Source organism: Candidatus Litorirhabdus singularis (assembly GCF_026262625.1).
Lineage (GTDB): Bacteria > Pseudomonadota > Gammaproteobacteria > Pseudomonadales > Halieaceae > Litorirhabdus > Litorirhabdus singularis.
Window position 1 is genome coordinate 1,397,212 of sequence record NZ_SHNN01000001.1, and the last position, 17,187, is coordinate 1,414,398.

Sequence of the window (17,187 nt, forward strand, 5' to 3'; positions counted from 1 at the left end):
CCCTCGTATTGTTTTACTTTATCCTAATACGGGCCCGGTCACGGGTACAATCGCTGCTCTGACTGCCGTCGGTGGTAGCGGGCTAGCTTTGCGCCGCACGTAGGTCGTCGACAACAGTGCCACCGGCTAGATGAAAGTGCACTGCAGCCCAGAGGTAGGCACCGGAGGCAATAAGGATGGCATAGCGTAATGAGCCTTCAGAGAACGGGCCGCTCAGCAGGTCACTCATAACGCCGATCATAAAAGGCCCATTCGCGCGCTCAGTCGTGCCAAAGGAATCCGCAGTACCGAATAAAACAAGGCAAGGGGAGCCCGGTCATCTGCTGTTGCTAGCCGCAGCCCAATCGCTGCTGCATACTGGGCTGAAAGGTTTCAAAGCCTTTCGCAACATCACAAATAAGGAGGGGATTATGTCAGTACCCAGAGACCTGACCGGTAAGGTCGCATTGGTGACAGGCGCTGCGCGCTATCGTGGCATTGGGCGCGCGATTGCATTGCGGCTGGCGGACGACGGCGCTGATGTTGTGGTCAGTGGGCGGCCGCGTACTGGGCCTTCGCTACTACAACATGAGCAGGATATGAACTGGCTTGGGGCGGAGTCGCTGGCTGAGGAGATCAGGGGTAAAGGCCGTAGAGCGCTGGCGGTGGACTGTGACGTGACCAAGAAGGACCAGGTTGTTGCTATGACGGCGGCTATCGAGGCAGAGTTTGGGCGTCTGGATGTTATCGTCAACAATGCTGGAGTGCCCAGTAATGCAGGGGCCTCTCCGATTCTCGATACGGAAGAAGATGTCTGGTACGAAACCATGGATGTAAACGTCAATGGGGTGTTTTTGGTGACCAAGTACGGTGGTCGACTGATGCGCGACAGTGGCAACGGTGGCTCAATCGTTATGATTGCATCGCTTGCCGGGCGCGTTGGTCTGGTCGACTACGGCGCCTATTGTGCCTCTAAATTTGGCGTGGTCGGTTTTACCCAACAGCTGGCGCTGGAACTGGCGACCACCGGTATCCGGGTTAACTGTGTCAGTCCAGGGTCACACAGCACCGATATGATGGACGGAACGATTGCTCGTGCCTCTGAGAAATACTCGTTGCCCGATGGCGCTTTCAAGGAGCAATTGGAAAACTTCATTCCGATGGGGCGGCAGGGTAAGGTGTCGGAGCTGGCGGCGGTGGTTTCGTTTGTGTGCTCGTCAGATGCGAGCTATGTGACCGGGCAAACCATCAATGTGGACGGCGGCGCACGCCTTGACTAACAATGTGTGATCACTGTGGCGCTGGTAGTGATGGTCTTACTCCGCCGTCACTGGCTCTCCAGGAGCCGCCTCAACGACAACAATGCTGCCAATTTCACTGAGTAAATAGAGCGCTCCGTCCGGACCGGTTTCAACACCACGCGTGCGCATCTTCAGGTTTTCAAACAACAGCTCTTCAGCGACCATCTGCTGGCCTGCCAGCGCCAGACGACTGACGTGGGCTCGGAGGCCTGTCACAAACAAGTTATTTTGCCACTGGGGGATCTGGTTGCCGGTATAAAAGCCGATACCCGCGGTGGCGATAGAGGGCACGTAATAGTGTACGGGCTGCTCCATCCCCGCTTTAACTCCACCTTCACCGATGGCACCGCCACCATATTCCTCGCCATAGGTAATCACAGGCCAGCCGTAGTTGGCGCCGCCACGAATCAGGTTGATTTCGTCCCCGCCCTGGGGGCCGTGCTCGGCGGCCCATAGCTCACGGCTTTGCGGATGGATCGCCAGTCCCTGTGGATTGCGGTGTCCCCAGCTAAATATTGTCTGACGCGCTTTGTTCTGGCCGATCAGGGGATTGTCGGACGGTATGCCGCCGGTGTCTGTGAGCCGATGTATCTTGCCCAGATCGGTGCTCAGGTCCTGCGCGTTCTCGCGGCGGCCGCGATCACCCACGCTGAGGTAAAGGTGTCCGTTATCATCAAAGACCATCGCGCCGCCAAAATGCCGGGTGGTCTTTAGCGCTGGCGCTGCGGTAAACACTACTTGGGAATCGTGTAATTGATTGTCAGCCAGTCTGGCGCGTAGCAGGCGGGTGCTGTAGGTGTCATCGGGTAAGGCTATCGAGTAGCTCAGGTAGAGTAACCCGTTGTCAGGGAACCGTGGATGCAGGGTCACACCTAACAGCCCGCCTTGACCCTCAAACGCTACTTCAGGAATATTGCCGATGACGGTGCTGGAGCCGCTAGTCAGGTTGATGCGGGTTAGGCGCCCGACTTTCTCAGTGACCAGAAATTCAACATCACTGATAAACACCATGTCCCATGGAAACTCCAGATCCTGCGCGACTGTGCGAAGACTGACCGTTACGTCACGAGCCTGGTAGGGAGTTTTGGTATCGCTCGCCATGGATGGCACCGAAGAGTGCCCCTGCATTGCGTCGCAGCCGATCAGCAACAAGAAACAGGTCAAACCCAATATTTTCATCATCATTGAAAAAGTCTCCGCGGTTTTGTGAGCAAGTCTCGTAGGTATTTCAGTTACGCGCTGGAGCGATCTTCAGAGCATATCGTTGGGCGTATCTAGTCTCCTGTCTCGGTAAGCAACCCGTGGCACTGCTCACATGGGCTGTAGAAAATAGACCCCGAAGTTTTTCTGTTCATCCTGCCAACTGGTTTGAATCTTGAGGTCAGCGGCAGCAGCCAGAGCGGCGAAGTCTTCGTAGCTGTACTTATAAGAATTTTCAGTATGAATTGTCTCGCCGCGTGCAAACTCCAGCGTCTGACCACTACACTCGACATTCTGCTGCATCTGGCTGACCAGATGCATCTCGATACGGCGAGCGTCGGTATTATAAAAAGCGTGATGCTGGAACTGTGACTCATCGAAGTCGGTATCAAGCAGCTGGTTCATGCGACGCAGAACGTTCAGGTTAAAGGCTGCGGTGATACCCTCGACATCGTTGTATGCGGCGTTCAGCTGCGCTGTGGCTTTGTGTGTATCAACACCCAGTAGTGCGCCGCCAGATTCCCCGATCAGGTCTCTCACGCGCGCCAGAAATCGAATGGCAGCCTCAGGCTCAAGATTGCCCAAGGTCGAGCCTGGGTAGAAGACGACGCGTCTGGCATCAGGTAGATCATTCACAAAAGACCAGCCTTGATTGAAATCGGCACACACCGCATGGATGTCCAGCCATGGATACTCATCGCCAAGCTGTAAAGCTGCTGACTGCAGGAAATCGGCTGATATATCCATGGGCACGTAGGCGGCTGGGCGGAGATGCTGCAGCAGAGTCCTGACTTTTTCGCTGGAGCCACTGCCGGGCTCAATTAGCAGACAGCCGTCGCCGCAGTGCTCGCTGATCTCCGCGCAATTTTCCTGCAGGATAGCCAGCTCGGTCCGCGTGGGGTAATACTCCGGTAGGCGGGTTATTTGATCGAATAGCTGTGAGCCGCGCTCGTCATAAAACCATTTGGGATTGACGGTTTTCTGGCGCGCGGTTAAGCCCTGCATGATTTCATGCTGACTGACACCCAGTTCCGGATGCTCGTCACGGAAGGTCACATTATTGGCTTTTTTCAGAGCTTGCTTCATCTATGTCTGGCCTTGTTTGCCCGCTAGCGTGCGAGGCGGATACCGCTGAACTGCCAGCGGTCCTGAGGATAAAAGAAATTACGGTAAGACGAGCGAGCCTGGCTGTCCTTGGTAACGCAGCTACTGCCGCGTAACACCCACTGGTTGCTCATAAACTTACCGTTGTATTCGCCTATGGCACCGGCAGATGCCTGATAGCCAGGGTAGGGTGTGTAAGCGCTGCGGGTCCATTGCCAGCAGTCACCGTAGAGTTGGTTAATACCTGCGTCGGCTGGGGCTGGCCGTGGGTGATAGTGTGCATCATCCAGACCGCGGGTGGCGGGTTGTCCTTGCGCAGCCGTTTCCCATTCCTGTTCGGTGGGCAAACGCGCGCCAATCCAGCGCGCGTAGGCTTCAGCTTCATAGCCGCTAACATGGCACACCGGGTTCTCCGGAAGCCGTTGTTTGAGCCCGTACAGGCTGTATTCCAAGGCCTGTCCGTCGCGCTCTAGCCAATACAGGGGGGCGCGCCACTTCTCGGTCTGCAGCGTACTCCAGCCATCAGCCAACCACAGCTCGGCGTTTTGATAACCCCCGGCATCGACAAATTCCTGATATTCGGCATTGGTGACCAAGCGACTGCACAATTCATAGGGCTGAAGGTAAGACTGGTGACGCGGCAGTTCATTGTCAAAATTGAAGCCTTGGCCTTGATGCCCGATTTCGACCAGGCCGCCCGGGTATTTCAGCCAGGAAGCGGGCGCGCCCTGTGCTGCCGGCTCAGGGTGCACTGAGCTATAGGCGGGATACAGAGGGTTGGCATTCAGAGAGTACTTGATGTCGGTAAAAAACAACTCTTGGTGCTGTCGTTCGTGTTCAACGCCCAAGACCAGTCGCTCTTCTATAGTTTCTTGAGATGTCGCGTCAGCGTCCTTGATAAGTTGGAGCAGGGCTTGGTCAACTCGCTCGCGGTAGGCGAGTACTTCATCCAGTGTTGGTCGCGACAGTAGGCCGCGTTGGTCGCGCGGATGCTGAGCGCCAATGCCGTTGTAATAGGAATTGAACAGCACTGAGAAAGCCGGATTCTGGGGCGTATAGTGACTCGCGAATGGGATCAAAATAAACGTTTCGAAAAACCAGGTGGTATGGGCCAAATGCCATTTTGGGGGGCTGGCGAAGGCCGCTCCCTGCAGGCAATAGTCCTCCACCAGTAGGGGTTCACACAGGGCTATGGATTGCTGGCGTGTTTCGATGAAAGCGGCGATGTGCTCAGGATTCTTCATCTGCGCCCTCGCCGTTCTCACACAACATGTGGCCACCCACCCAGGTGATTTCAGGTTCTCTGCGGCTTAACAGTTCGCCACCCTGGGGTGAGCACTGCCAGGCACGCAGCGAATCGCCTCGCTGCGGTTGCCAATAATCGGCCAGCACTCGCATAGCCGAACCGGTGGCGGCATCCTCGACAGAGCTGTATTGCGGCGCGAAATAGCGAAAGTGAATATCAAAGCCAGAGGGGGTGGTGTCCAGGCAGGTGGCGATGACCGCTCTTTGAGTATGCCGTCCCAGATGGGTAGGGAAGGCAAGTTCCTGCAGGGGGAAGTCAGCTGGCCAGGCCAGGATTAAATAGTCATCACTTTGTCCTGCTGTGGCGGCACTTGCAGGCTGTTGCTGAAATAGCTCCTGTACCCAGTCAGGTACACCGCAATGGAAGATTTCCAGTGGCGGTAGCCCGACCCAGCTGATGCTGTTGCTGTGTTCAAACTGCGCAGTAGTGTCGTTCATGTTGAGGGTCTGTACCGGCACTCCCGATCTTGAAAGCACTGTGCCGCAGCTCATTAGCCCGTGTCCACATAGCTTGATAGGCAAACCGTTTGGCCCCCAACAACTGACACTTGCAGCTCCAGCTGCCGTAGGCCAGGTATAACACTGGGTAACTTCACCAGCTTCTGGAACGGCGTCAGTGGCTTCTGCCCACGCGGTAACGCAGCAGGGGTTACCCAGCAGCGAAAATTCCGCGCCGTTGTTAGCAGTGCCCGCGAATGCTCTAACGGTCATAGCTGCAATATGATGTGAAATGCTGTTACCCACCGACGAATCTGGTTGAAATTGAAACTGGCGATAGCCTACCAGTTTTTTGCAGCGGGTTCACAGTGTGTTAGCTGACCCGCAAGTGCGCTGGTATGACGAAACGTTCTATGGCTTCAAATATCAGTTCAACGGTTATGGCCAGCAAGGCAGCCGGAATCGCACCTTCAAGAATCAGGCTGTGGTCATTGAGTGTAAGGCCGGTAATGATCGGCTCACCCAAGCCACCGGCGCCTACGAAGGCCGCCAGCGTAGCGGTGCCGATACTGATAATTGCTGCGGTTTTTACGCCTGCCAGAATGGTCGGTGCAGCCAAAGGTAGTTCTATTTTAAGCAGTTGTTGGGTAGGGCTAAGCCCCAGCCCCGCCGCAACTTGTTTTAGCAACGGGTCAATATTGAACAAGGCAGTGAGCGTATTGCGTACGATAGGCAATAGCGAATACAGAAATAACGCGATGATTGCAGGCAGCTCACCCAGACCCACCAAAGGAATTAACAGCGCCAGTAGTGCCAGAGCAGGAATGGTTTGAAGAAGACCGGTGACGTAGAGCAATGCGCTGGCAGCGCGCTGCCGCCGAGCCAGCGTCAGAGTCAGTGGAATCGCAACCAAACAGCCAAGCGCCAGTGCTAAAGAGGTTAGCTTTAGATGCACCAGCGTATTGTTCAGTATGCGACTGGCTTGGGTTGGTGCGGTTGAAGTGGCGTTAGCGATTAAACCCTGCGTATGGAGAAAGTCAGCTGCGACGCTGGTAATAGCTTCGCCGTCATTCGCCACCCGCTGGTTCAGCGCGCGCATATTGGTTTCGTCAAAGGCATTTGCTAATTCCTCCAGCACTTGATTTAGGGCTGGGCTGCTATCCTGACGAGTGAGTAAGCCGGCGTCGTAGGTAGGGAAAAAATTGCGATCGTCGCTCAATAACCTGAGTTGGTAGCGGCTTAGTTCACCATCCGTGGTATAGGCGTCAGTCACATCTAGCTGGCCGTTGTCCAGTGCCGGATATGCCAGAGCGTGTTCTATGCCGGTGGGCTGTTGCGGCAATCCATATCGCGACTGCAGGGCGGGCCAGCCGTCACCGCGGTTCAGAAATTCGTGCGAGAACGCGAGTAACAAATCTGGTTGCCGCGATAAGTCACTAATGGCCTTCAGTCCGCGCGCCCGGGCCGTAGCCTCCGTGACCGCGATGGCATAACTATTGTTGAAGCCCAGCTCGACCCGAAATACCAGGCCGCGCTCAGCTAGTGCCGCGTTCAAGTCGGCTCTGGATAGCTCTGGTTGTTTGAGAATAGCTTCGGTCAACGTCCCGGTGTACTCCGGGTAGACATCAAGCTCACCCTGGCGCAGGCCCTCGAAGGCAATCATTGAGCCACCAAGACCCAGCTTGCGTTCTACTTCAAAGCCCCGTGCCTCAAGCAACTGCGCCGTTATCTCGGCGAGTATGTGGCTTTCAGTGAAAGCTTTAGATGCGACTACCGCTTTCTCTTTTGCCGCCATTTGGCTCGCGCCTAGCGCCAGCCAAATGCTCAGGCTCATTACGATCAGCGCCTTCATCTCTGAGTCTCTGACATGATCGACTTTAATAGCGCTTCAGGTTCCAGGCCCGGTTTTGTATTGATCAGATTTTGTGTCGATTCATTCAGCGCAATCCGCCCTGCCTCCATTACGACGATGTGATCAGCCAACAGCATTGCCTCACGCATATCGTGGGTGACTAGCACCACTGTGGTGGGTTCGTTGCGTAGCAGGTCTTGCAACTGCTGGTGGATATCGAAGCGGGTGATGGGGTCGATGGCAGCGAATGGTTCGTCCAATAACAGCACCTCTGGCCGCAGCAGCATGGCGCGGCATAGGCCGGCACGCTGCTGCTGACCCCCGCTAAGTTGGTGGGGATAGGCGTTGAGCAAATCGGTGGACAGTTGCGTTAGTGATAATAACTCGTCGATACGCGGGGAGATGGAATCTGGTGACCAGCCCGCAGCTACAGCAGGTAGGGCGATATTGTCCCGAGTGTTCAAGTGAGGGAATAAACCGGTCCCCTGAACCGCGTAGCCCATGCGGCGGCGCAGTGTCGGCAGAGCGAGGTAGTTCAAGCTTTCGCCGAACACTTCAATGCTGCCAGAATCTGGTTGAGTCAGCCCATTACAGAGCTTAAGTAGCGTTGACTTGCCGCAACCGCTGCGGCCGATAATAGCAGTCAGCTTTCCGGTTTCGAAGGCCAGGTTGATGTCCTGTAATACCGGGCGCGAATCATAGGACTTGGTCACGGCGGAGAATGTTATTGCGTGCATGGGACTATACTTGCATAGACTGGTCACGTGCTGCCAGCTGGGCTCGAATTTCCGCGTGTTTTTGTTCGGTAATTGGGTACTTCCAGACGATGAGTGCCCCGCAGATGAAAAATAGTGAGGGCAGCGTCGAGAAAAGGAAGCGCAGGCCAAACAGCTCTTCGTCGCCGTTGACCGCATCGGGAGCCGCATCAAAGCCCCATAGCGCCAGACCAAACATGGCGATGGCGCCACCGATCGAAGCCGTAGCCTTGGTCGCAAACGACCACGCTGCAAAAAATAGCGCCGCTCTATTTTCCCCGCTTTGCAGATTATCCAGGTCGATGACATCGGCTTTCATTGAGTTGGGTAATGCCTGGCTAAAGCCCCCGGCCGCGAAGCCGGTGATGACAGTTATAGGTAGCATCCACCAGAAATCTCCCTCTCCCAGAAACATATACAGGGGGTGTATCACCGCAATGGAGCAGTAGGCAAAAATGTAAGCGCGATGTTTGCCGATTTTTGAGCCCAGTCTTACCCAAAATGGGATGGCGATGATGTTGCTGAGATAGAAACAGCTGAGCATGTAGATCGATTCGTTCTCTGCGCCCAACACATCGGCAACAAAGAAAATGTATAAAGGAGTGGAAATGTTAAGGCCTATGTAGCCAATCATGAAGGCCATGATCAGGCGCAGAAAGGGACCGTTGCTGAACATCAACTTGATGCCCGGAAGCAGAGGTTTAGTCGAGCGGATTTCGGTTTGTGTTTCCGGCGTAAGCGTTACGGTCAGAATCACTGCAATTGGAAATATAATCAGCATGGTTGTGCCAACCATCTCCAGCACTGCGCTGGTTCCGCCAATGGCAAAGAAAAATAGCGCAGCGGCGGGAACTGCCTGTGCGGTAAGTTGACCGAGAGAGCCCAGTGCCGCGCGCCAGCCAGTAATCCGTGAGCGTTCATGATAATCGGTGGAGAGTTCTGCTCCCCAGGCATAATAAGGAATTAACATCATGGTTGTGCCGATTGAAAGTACTGCCATCCAGCCGAACATATACCAGCCATCTATTTCTTCTGGTGGCATGAACAGACGGGCAATGGCCAGCATGATAATCGGCGTGGACAAAACCACCCAGGGGCGTCGCCGGCCAAAGCGGGTAACCGTGCGGTCGCTGATATAGCCCATCAGCGGGTCCGTGATGACGTCGAGCATGCGCACCGCAAAGATGATGGTGCCAACCAGTGCCAGTGATAGACCCATGTCGCTGGTGTAAAAACGGGGAATAAATACCACGACGGGGAAGATCGACATCATCACTGGCATGTCGGTCAAACCATAGAAAAACAACCGCGAGTTGGTCAACTTTTGTTGCACGCATGTTCCTTATTATTATCGCGGCATCAAAAAACTGGCCTTGATGATCCCGTATTCGATGATCACACTCTGCGCAATAAGCCAGGGGAAAGCCAGTGTTTTTGATTTTTGTGGAGTCGTCTGACCTATTGATGGGTGAAATAGGCGATGTTTGCCTATAGTCTGTCAGGGACTTTGGAAAGAGATAATAGTTGTGATTACAGATGCGATTCAGATACAGACCGACCCGGATCCGTATGCGGCCTTTAACATTGCGCAGGCCTATCGGGTGGGAGATTTGGTTTTTCTTTCCGGCCAGGCGGCGCTCGATCTTGAGGGTAATCTGGTGGGGGTCGGCGATTTTGATGCGCAGGCCGAGCAGGCTTTCGAGAACCTCAGAGCAGTGCTGGATGCCGCCGGCTCATCGATGGATAAATTGGTCAAGGTCACCATTTACCTGACCGATATGTCGAATTTCGGAAAAATTGTGGCCTTGCGCGAACGTTATTTTTCGCCGCCCTGGCCGGCAGATACGCTAGTGGAAGTCTCGGCTTTGGCACTGCCGGAATTGATGATTGAAATTGAAGGCATTGCGCTGATAGAAGGGCAGGTAACAGCCGGCTGAGCGCTACCTGTATATATCTCAGCCGCGGTTACGCTTGGGTATGCAGGGCTCTACTTTTTCCATTTCTGCAGGGTTTCCTGCACTAGTTTCTGGCCTTCCGGGTCAACCGGGATTCCATCATGCACAACCCGGGCATGGGTGTGGCCCAGCTGCTGTAAGGCGAAGGCGGCTTCTTGCGCGTTGCGAAACCCCATTGCATCTTGCGCCTGATTAACCGACTGTTTTGCCAGTTTAAGCCCGATCATCGGTCGCTTGGCAATGCGCTGGGCCATATCCAGAGTAAACGCATCCAGCTCGGCGTTGGCAACAACGTGATTGACCATGCCCAGCTGTTTGGCTTCCTCGGCAGTCATGACCTCACCCGTGAACAACATCTCTTTGGCTTTGCGCACGCCCATTTCCCAGGGGTGGCCAAAGTATTCAACTCCATTGACGCCAAAGGCGACCACTGGATCAGTGAACAGAGTGTCCTCGGCGGCGATAATGATGTCACAGGGCCAGCATAGCATTAGCCCGCCGGCGATTACCCAGCCCTTGACGGCGGCAATGGTCGGCTTGGGAATGTCACGCCAACGCATACAAAAACCTTTAAAAAACTCTTGCTCAAAACCCCACTGACCTTCGGCACCGGGCGCACCGAAGTCGGCCCAGGTGCCTACCGGCTGATAGGATTTAAAATCAAGGTCGCCGGGACCGGCATGACCGCTGGAGAAGTCGCGACCCTCGGCATCCAGAATAATGACTTTGACAGCTTTGTCATGGGCGGCAAGATCAAAGGCGGTATTGAGTTCAGACAACATTTCAAAAGTCTGCGCGTTGCGCTTCTCGGGGCGCGCGAGTGTAATGCGTGCTACCGCATCGTCGGTCGCGCAGTATTTGATGGTTTTGAATTCTGCAGTCATGAATGCAAGCTCCTGATTGGCCTGTCGGTTTTCGCGGTCGGATAGGTTAGGGGTGTCTAAGTAGGGGGTGGAGACTTTTCGTCAGGGGTGTCGCTATCTGATTCGGTTTCGCTTCGCGCCAGGGTGGCTGCGGGCACAGTGTAAGTTTCTTCGACCAGCCCCTGCGCCTTGGCGCGCCGCTCCCAGTCCCGGCGTGCTTGTACCCGCAAATCGGTTTCACAATCTGACTCGTCGACGATCTCACGGCCTAACAGTGTTTCAATGGCATCTTCCATGGTAACGATACCTGCCATGCCACCAAACTTGTCGACAACCAGGGCTATGTGCTCCTTTTTTGCCATCAGGCGATTGAACAGCTCTGGCAACGGAAAATTCTCTTGCACGATCATAATGTCACGGCGCAGGTCTGCTATCTTTTGCTCGCCGTGGCCCTCAATCATTGAATGCAGCAGGTCGTCCTTGAGCACGTAACCGGTGACATCGTCTTTGGAACCGTTCTGGTAGATGGGTATACGCGATACCTGCAGCGGCTGATGTGCGTTCAGTGACTCCGCAATGGTGCAGTCTTCGGCCAACGCCTTGACCACCGTACGTGGGGTCATAATATCGACCACGCAAACGGACTCAAATTGAAGCAGATTGGAAATCATGGCTGACTCACTGGCTTCAAACACACCGTCTCTGGCGCCGATTTCAGCCATTGCCATAAAATCTGACCGGGAAAAAATGCTGCCTTCAGAGTTGTGGGTTAGCAGTCGGGTAACCAACTGACATGCCCAAATGATCGGTGTCAGCAGGGTCATGATGAATAACAGTGAAGTGACGGTAAAACCGGCCAGTTGTTTCCAATACAGTGCACCTAGAGTCTTGGGGATAATCTCAGACAACATCAAGATGGCCAGAGTCATTACCGCCGGCACCAGGAGACCGGTTACCAGAGGGTTTGCATCCGCCCAGATAATTGAAGCCTGCGCACCGACACCAATAGCGCCCACCGTATGGGCGATAGTGTTCAGGGTGAGTATGGCCGCCAGCGGTCGGTCGATGTTGGCCTTGAATTCGGTGAGATGGCGTCCGACCGAGGAGCCTTCCTGCAGTTGTATCTGGGCGAAGGCCGGGGTGATACTGAGCAGCGCAGCCTCCCATAGCGAACACAAAAATGAGAACACAATCGAGACCAGGAAAAACGCAATGAGTAATGACACCATGATGTCAGCATATCCGAAAATGGGTGGAAAGTCGGCTTGTCTTGCGTTGTTTGGAGCAGGAATTTTGCCAGCAGTTCATGCCGGCAGGACATTTGAGCTCTGGTTTTGTTAGTTGCTAGCGGCCAACCAGGAGAGCAGCTGCAATGCGTTGCCGCGCAGGATGTCATGGCGCAGCGTGGCACGCTTAGCAGTGTCTGTGACGATGAGCACTTTGGCCAGTGATGCCGCGATGTGGTAAAACGGCCAGTCGGTCCCAAATAGCACACGTTGTCCGCCGGTGCGTTGAATAATGGTTTCAAGAAACGTCAGACTTTGTCCATGGATTCCCAGCCAGGCGTTGTCGTAGCGTATAGCCAGTTCCAGCATGGCAGCACTGTCGCGTGCACCAGCATGACCCAGTATAAATTGCAGCCGCGGGAACTCCGCCAAGGGCGCTTCGTAATGGCGCGGCATGGCAAAGGGGTGGGATGATTCTGGCTCTATACCGGCGCGACCGCCGTGATAGAAAATCACTAGCCCTAATGTTTCTGCTTCGGCGTAAATGTCCATGACGGCGGGGTCATCAGGATAAAAGCGCTGGACCGTGGGGTGCAATTTCATAATTCTACCACCGGCTGCCGCATGGGCGCGCATCTCCTGCACGGCGGTGGCTGAGCCGGGTTCGACCGAGAGTCCAACGTGCAGGCGGTTGCCGACACCGGCGCGGCTTACAGCGGTGCGCCAGTCTTCGGTGAGGCTGTCGCCAAAAGGCAGTCCAAGTTTGATCGGTAACAGCATCGCATGCTGTACTCGCATCGCTTCCATTTCGCGCAGCAAATTGGGTATGGTTTGGGTCGCTGCAAAGCGACTCCCCCATATTCCCTGAGCGATGGTGTGATTACGCAAGCCGCTGAGGGCGTCTGGCGTAAAATTGCCGTTGACGTAAATATCCAGATCGAGCTCGCAGCCAGGATTCGTGGAATCGCAGTCGAGAAGGTGCATAACGCGCTCTGTGCTGGCCTGCAGATCCAGCGCGGGACGCATTAATACGGACATCCCCAAATGACTGTGTACATCGATCGCCAGCGGCACGCTTACATCGGTGCAGATTAGGCTGCCGCCGGGGTCAAGCTCAAACCAGGGTAGCTCAGCCAGGCCGCGATAACCGGCATAGACCTGACGGCCATAGAGGCCTTGACCGGCGTTCGCCTCTTCTTCTAGCCGCTGCGTCGCAAGGTTGTCAATATCCGCCTGGTTGTAACGCTCCGATGGCGGAGAATCACAGGAGGTGACAGCAATGGCGCCAGCAGAGACCCCCGCGGCGGTCAGGAATTTGCGTCGATTCAGCTTCACGATGTGCCTCTTCTTATGTCTCAGCTATTGTCCATACGACCCATGATCCAGGGTAGGTCGAGTAAGGTCTTGATGCCCGCTCCAGCCGCCAATACATAGGGTACAGCGTTCAGAGCATGCATGCCGGTAGCTAACAAGCCGTCGTCAATCCAGACCGGGTCAAAGGTGATATGCATGCGCGGTTTGCCTTCGATAGTGACGGAGTGGTCACCGTCGGGCCAGTCTGGAGCTACCGAGCGATGCATGCGCCAAACGGTTTCATGGACTATCACTTTTTTACCGTTGCTTATGCCTGCCCACTCCCAGTGTTGACCGGCAATGGTGCCCTCACGAACAGTGCCCGCTGCCGGTTGCAGATCGTTATCGGCGTAGGCGAGCTCGCGGCTGTCGGTGATCGTATCCAGCTCGACCCCGAGGCCGTCTGCAATCATCTGGATATTTTCGCGAAATAAGTTGGTCAGCCAGTGCTCATAACGTTCTATGGTCTGGGCGAATTCAGCATCTGTTTTACCAAACCCCATCATGCCGAACATAACTTCAGGGGAGGGATAGAACTCGAAATTAGTGATTTCGCGCACGTACACTTGATCGATGCGGCTGGACAGGCTGCTCATGGTCAGCGGCATTACGTCACCAAGCCAGCCTGGATTGAGGCCTGTTGAATGGAAGCTGCTGTTACCTGCGTTACAAGCGTCCTCAAATCTGGCAACCAGTTCTGCGCCGTAGACTTTGGGGTACATATATCCCACGGTCGTTATGACATCTTTGCCGGAGGCAAGCAGTTGGCAAATCGTGGCGACGTCAGCGTCGGGGTCATCGCCATAGACCAGTGAGGGAAGCGGCGTGTGTATTACAATGTCAGCGTCTATGGCTAGTAGGTCCTCGACCGAGTCGGTTGCCAGGATTCCCAATGGCGCAATGCCCGCGATCTCTCCTGCATCGGTACCTGATTTTTCCTGGGAGTAGACGTAAAGCCCTACCAATTCGATTTCTTGGCGGCGTGCAATACTGCGAATGATGGCTTTGCCAACGTTACCGCTGGACCACTGAATCACGCGTGTTGTCATCGGTGATTAACCTCTGTTTATTATGTGCTGCCCGCTTTCGTGGTCTATTGGGGCAATATTTATTGGCAGCAGTATGGCACAAAAACCATCTTTCGCAGGTGAGGACAGATGAGGTGGTTGCTTTAAGCGAGGTTGCGATTGAGTTCCAGGCGGGCTGATCGGAGGTTCACTGTAGGTGAACCTCCGGGGTCTCAAACAGCGAATCTTCAGACTTTGCTTTGGCGTTTGCCGCGTGCTGCTCCCGCTAAACCGAGCAGTGCAGAACCAAACAACCAGACGGCTGCGGGCAGTGGCACAACCTGCACATTCGTCAGGGATAATTCAAGCTCGGCAACGCCGCCAAGTTCTCCCAGCAAGAACCTGAAGTCACTGACCAGGTCGAAGGTGATTGGGTCGGCCAGGCCTTCTGCAGCAGTAAGTATGAGGGGCTGGCTGAAATCGATCACGCCAGGTACGGCATCACAAATTTGAGCGCCTAGCAGCCCGAGCGGAGTACAGGGATTATTCTCGCTGAAAGTGACGGTAGCGATGTTGCCGGATAGTTGTTGAGTCAGCGGATCGTAAACCCCGTTCACCTCACCGATAACCGCCAGGTCAAGAGTGGCGCCGCCGAGTAGTGGGTCTGCATTCAGGTTGAGCAACAAATTATCCAGACCTACGACCGAGAAGCTGCCATCACTGTCGAGTGTCGCGGTGCCTCCGCTGTCGCTGCCGCTAATAGTGGCAGGTACCGGGTCGGTTATGGTGCCAAAGATACTTGCAGAGACGTCCCAGGTGGCCAGTACAGCAGCTTGTGCTGGTACTGCTGTAGCAGCCAATGTCAGTGCCGCGATCATCGATAATTTCTTAATCATTGTGTCAATCCCTTAAAGTGAAACTACTGACTGCTCTAGTAGTGCTCGAGAGCTGGTCAGGGCTAATTCCTTTACCTGTGAGAGTTTTGCATTACAGATGTTGGAATGTACTAGGCAATATTCGGGCCAGACATGAAAACTCCATATAAAACAATGGCTTGATGATTGTCAGCGATTTTCGGCTCAGGCGATGTAAAGTTTTCTGACAGCAGATAGAGCCGCTATGTCAGGCAGCGGCTGGGGGAGAGGGGGATAGGTTCAACGTTTGCTGTCAGTCGGTGACAGGGTGAAATCCTTCATATCCGAGTAAGCCTGCAGAAACGCCGGGCGCTGTGCCAGCCGCTTGATATAGTCAGTGAAAACGGGGTCTTGGCACAGCTCATACGCTTTTGCCCATTGCACGTTCTGGCCCATAACGCAGTCGACCGCGCAAAAGCTGTCGCCGCAAATATAGCTGTGTTGTTGTAGACGGGTGATCAACTGAGGCTCGACCTCCGCAACGAATTTAGTGCGGTAGCGCTCTATAGTGCGGGCATCGCTTTCGTCTCCCAACAGGTGAGTGTGAATACGAATCTGCCACAACATCATGTCCATCCAAGAGGTACCGAAGTGCAGCATTTGCAGATAATCCGCCCGTTCGGTCGAGAATACATCCGCTCTGGGTGCCAGTGCCTGTTGCGGGAATATGTCTGCGAGTAAAGAAATCATCGCGCCGCTCTCGAGCATCACTTGCTGCTCGCCATTCTCAAGAGTGATCTCCAGTGCAGGCACATTGTGGTTGGGGTTTTTCTTCAGAAACTCTGCGCTGTACTGAGCCCCGTCATAAAGCGCGACGACCTCCAGGTCAAAGTCTTGATCGAGCAACTCATGAAGTAACCAGCGCACCCGCGCACTGCGAGTCGCTGGAAAGTGGTATAACTTTAGTCGTTTGAACTGCATGAGATTTCCCCGTTTTTGGTCTGGTGTGAGAATGCGCTTAGCGGCTGGCCTCGTAGGCCAAATTAAAGAATCTCCAGATTTCCTGAGCGCCGACAATATCGTTGTTGGTGCCGCCCAGTAGTCGCGGTAGCTTTAGCTGCGGATGCGGTACATTGTGGCCGCCACCAATAATGGTATACAGCTGCACCGGTTTGCGGCCCGGAGCCTCCCAGCTGGATACTTCGACGGTGCTGTTATCGTCGCTTACTGTATTGGCTAGTGTGCGTCGTTCTGGCGGCGTTGTATGACCGGCGAGCTGAGCCCAGTACTTGATAGTGTCCTGCGATGATAATACCTCACCGCGATCACCCACTAATCCGTACAGAGCTACGATGCCGCCGGCATAAGGGTTCATAGGGTCGTCGGTGCCATTCATCAGTAACACCGCTGCAGGTTCGCCGCTGGCAACGCAATCCATATTCGCGGGAGCGGGCAGGCTGGCTGCAACCGATGCTACAGCGGTTACCAGGTCAGGCGCCTCCAGCGCCAGTCGCATGGCCATCTGACCGCCATTGGAAATACCGGTGGCGAAGATGGCAGCGGGATTGGCGTTGTTCTGTTCCACCAGGCGCGCAACCAGCGCGCGCAGAAAACCCACATCATCGATTTGTTGTTGCTTGGCGCTGTAAGGTCCCTGCAAGCGGCAGCCATTAAAATGATCTTCAAAACCATGTGGGTAAACAACCAGGAACCCGTGCTCGTCAGCCAACTGGTCAAACGCGTAAGCGTAGGCTGAGCGGGCTTGTTCAGGGTTGCCCATAGAGCCGTGCATTACGATTACCAGAGCTGGTTTGGCAGCAAGCTTCGCTGGTTCATACACAGCGTAGTCTCGGGTGATACCGTCCCAGTTCAGGCTTTGCTGTCGCAGACTGCCGGCCAACTCCGGTTGCGGCGGAATACTCATTCCGAGCCCGTAAAACCCGGCGCTTACTAGCGCAAGTAATAGCAGGACCACGACAATAAACTTTTTCATTG

At 54.7% G+C, this 17,187-nt stretch carries 17 protein-coding genes; 2 read left to right on the forward strand and 15 right to left on the reverse strand.

Going from position 1 to position 17,187, the window contains the following annotated elements:
• Positions 1 to 82: 82 nt before the first annotated feature.
• Positions 83 to 229, reverse strand: coding sequence for a hypothetical protein (locus EYC98_RS06235; RefSeq protein ID WP_279244453.1), 147 nt, complete (start codon positions 227 to 229; stop codon positions 83 to 85).
• A gap of 181 nt (positions 230 to 410) precedes the next feature.
• On the opposite strand from EYC98_RS06235, the gene EYC98_RS06240 reads away from it, so the two are divergent.
• Positions 411 to 1,259, forward strand: coding sequence for an SDR family NAD(P)-dependent oxidoreductase (locus tag EYC98_RS06240; protein ID WP_279244454.1), 849 nt, complete (start codon positions 411 to 413; stop codon positions 1,257 to 1,259).
• Between the two features lie 36 nt (positions 1,260 to 1,295).
• Here EYC98_RS06240 and EYC98_RS06245 read toward each other — a convergent pair whose 3' ends face one another.
• The 7 genes from EYC98_RS06245 to EYC98_RS06275 form a co-directional block, all read right to left on the reverse strand.
• The gene (locus EYC98_RS06245; protein ID WP_279244455.1) at positions 1,296 to 2,465 is read right to left on the reverse strand and encodes a PQQ-dependent sugar dehydrogenase; all 1,170 of its coding nucleotides are present in this window, start codon (positions 2,463 to 2,465) and stop codon (positions 1,296 to 1,298) included.
• Positions 2,466 to 2,591: 126 nt separating this feature from the next.
• Positions 2,592 to 3,566, reverse strand: a complete 975-nt coding sequence (gene egtD, locus EYC98_RS06250) for an L-histidine N(alpha)-methyltransferase (protein ID WP_279244456.1) — start codon at positions 3,564 to 3,566, stop codon at positions 2,592 to 2,594.
• A 23-nt stretch (positions 3,567 to 3,589) separates the two neighbouring features.
• The gene (gene egtB, locus EYC98_RS06255; protein ID WP_279244457.1) at positions 3,590 to 4,828 is read right to left on the reverse strand and encodes an ergothioneine biosynthesis protein EgtB; all 1,239 of its coding nucleotides are present in this window, start codon (positions 4,826 to 4,828) and stop codon (positions 3,590 to 3,592) included.
• Positions 4,815 to 5,327, reverse strand: a complete 513-nt coding sequence (locus EYC98_RS06260; protein ID WP_279244458.1) for a PhzF family phenazine biosynthesis protein — start codon at positions 5,325 to 5,327, stop codon at positions 4,815 to 4,817. Before EYC98_RS06260 ends, egtB begins: the two co-directional genes overlap by 14 nt.
• Before the next feature lie 373 nt (positions 5,328 to 5,700).
• Entirely contained in the window at positions 5,701 to 7,161 is a 1,461-nt protein-coding gene (locus EYC98_RS06265) for a glycine betaine ABC transporter substrate-binding protein (protein ID WP_279244459.1), read from the reverse strand.
• A 14-nt stretch (positions 7,162 to 7,175) separates the two neighbouring features.
• On the reverse strand, positions 7,176 to 7,916 hold the full coding sequence (locus EYC98_RS06270; protein ID WP_279244460.1) for an ATP-binding cassette domain-containing protein: 741 nt from the start codon (positions 7,914 to 7,916) through the stop codon (positions 7,176 to 7,178).
• A 4-nt stretch (positions 7,917 to 7,920) separates the two neighbouring features.
• On the reverse strand, positions 7,921 to 9,267 hold the full coding sequence (locus tag EYC98_RS06275) for an MFS transporter (protein ID WP_279244461.1): 1,347 nt from the start codon (positions 9,265 to 9,267) through the stop codon (positions 7,921 to 7,923).
• 193 nt (positions 9,268 to 9,460) lie between these two features.
• Between EYC98_RS06275 and EYC98_RS06280 the strand changes: the two genes are divergently transcribed.
• Positions 9,461 to 9,871, forward strand: a complete 411-nt coding sequence (locus tag EYC98_RS06280; RefSeq protein ID WP_279244462.1) for a RidA family protein — start codon at positions 9,461 to 9,463, stop codon at positions 9,869 to 9,871.
• Between the two features lie 50 nt (positions 9,872 to 9,921).
• Here the strand turns inward: EYC98_RS06280 and EYC98_RS06285 are convergent, their stop codons facing one another.
• From EYC98_RS06285 to EYC98_RS06315, 7 genes are all read right to left on the reverse strand, one after another.
• A complete protein-coding gene (locus tag EYC98_RS06285; RefSeq protein WP_279244463.1) occupies positions 9,922 to 10,773 on the reverse strand; it encodes an enoyl-CoA hydratase in 852 nt (283 codons plus the stop codon).
• Between the two features lie 56 nt (positions 10,774 to 10,829).
• Positions 10,830 to 11,981 (reverse strand): CNNM domain-containing protein, encoded by a 1,152-nt coding sequence (locus EYC98_RS06290; RefSeq protein WP_279244464.1) that lies wholly within the window; start codon positions 11,979 to 11,981, stop codon positions 10,830 to 10,832.
• A 108-nt stretch (positions 11,982 to 12,089) separates the two neighbouring features.
• The gene (locus EYC98_RS06295) at positions 12,090 to 13,313 is read right to left on the reverse strand and encodes an amidohydrolase family protein (protein ID WP_279244465.1); all 1,224 of its coding nucleotides are present in this window, start codon (positions 13,311 to 13,313) and stop codon (positions 12,090 to 12,092) included.
• 20 nt (positions 13,314 to 13,333) lie between these two features.
• Positions 13,334 to 14,380 (reverse strand): NAD(P)H-dependent amine dehydrogenase family protein, encoded by a 1,047-nt coding sequence (locus EYC98_RS06300; RefSeq protein ID WP_279244466.1) that lies wholly within the window; start codon positions 14,378 to 14,380, stop codon positions 13,334 to 13,336.
• Between the two features lie 206 nt (positions 14,381 to 14,586).
• On the reverse strand, positions 14,587 to 15,234 hold the full coding sequence (locus tag EYC98_RS06305) for a VPLPA-CTERM sorting domain-containing protein (protein ID WP_279244467.1): 648 nt from the start codon (positions 15,232 to 15,234) through the stop codon (positions 14,587 to 14,589).
• Between the two features lie 258 nt (positions 15,235 to 15,492).
• The gene (locus EYC98_RS06310; RefSeq protein ID WP_279244468.1) at positions 15,493 to 16,173 is read right to left on the reverse strand and encodes a glutathione S-transferase family protein; all 681 of its coding nucleotides are present in this window, start codon (positions 16,171 to 16,173) and stop codon (positions 15,493 to 15,495) included.
• A gap of 37 nt (positions 16,174 to 16,210) precedes the next feature.
• Positions 16,211 to 17,185 (reverse strand): CE1 family esterase, encoded by a 975-nt coding sequence (locus EYC98_RS06315; protein ID WP_279244469.1) that lies wholly within the window; start codon positions 17,183 to 17,185, stop codon positions 16,211 to 16,213.
• Positions 17,186 to 17,187: the final 2 nt, after the last annotated feature.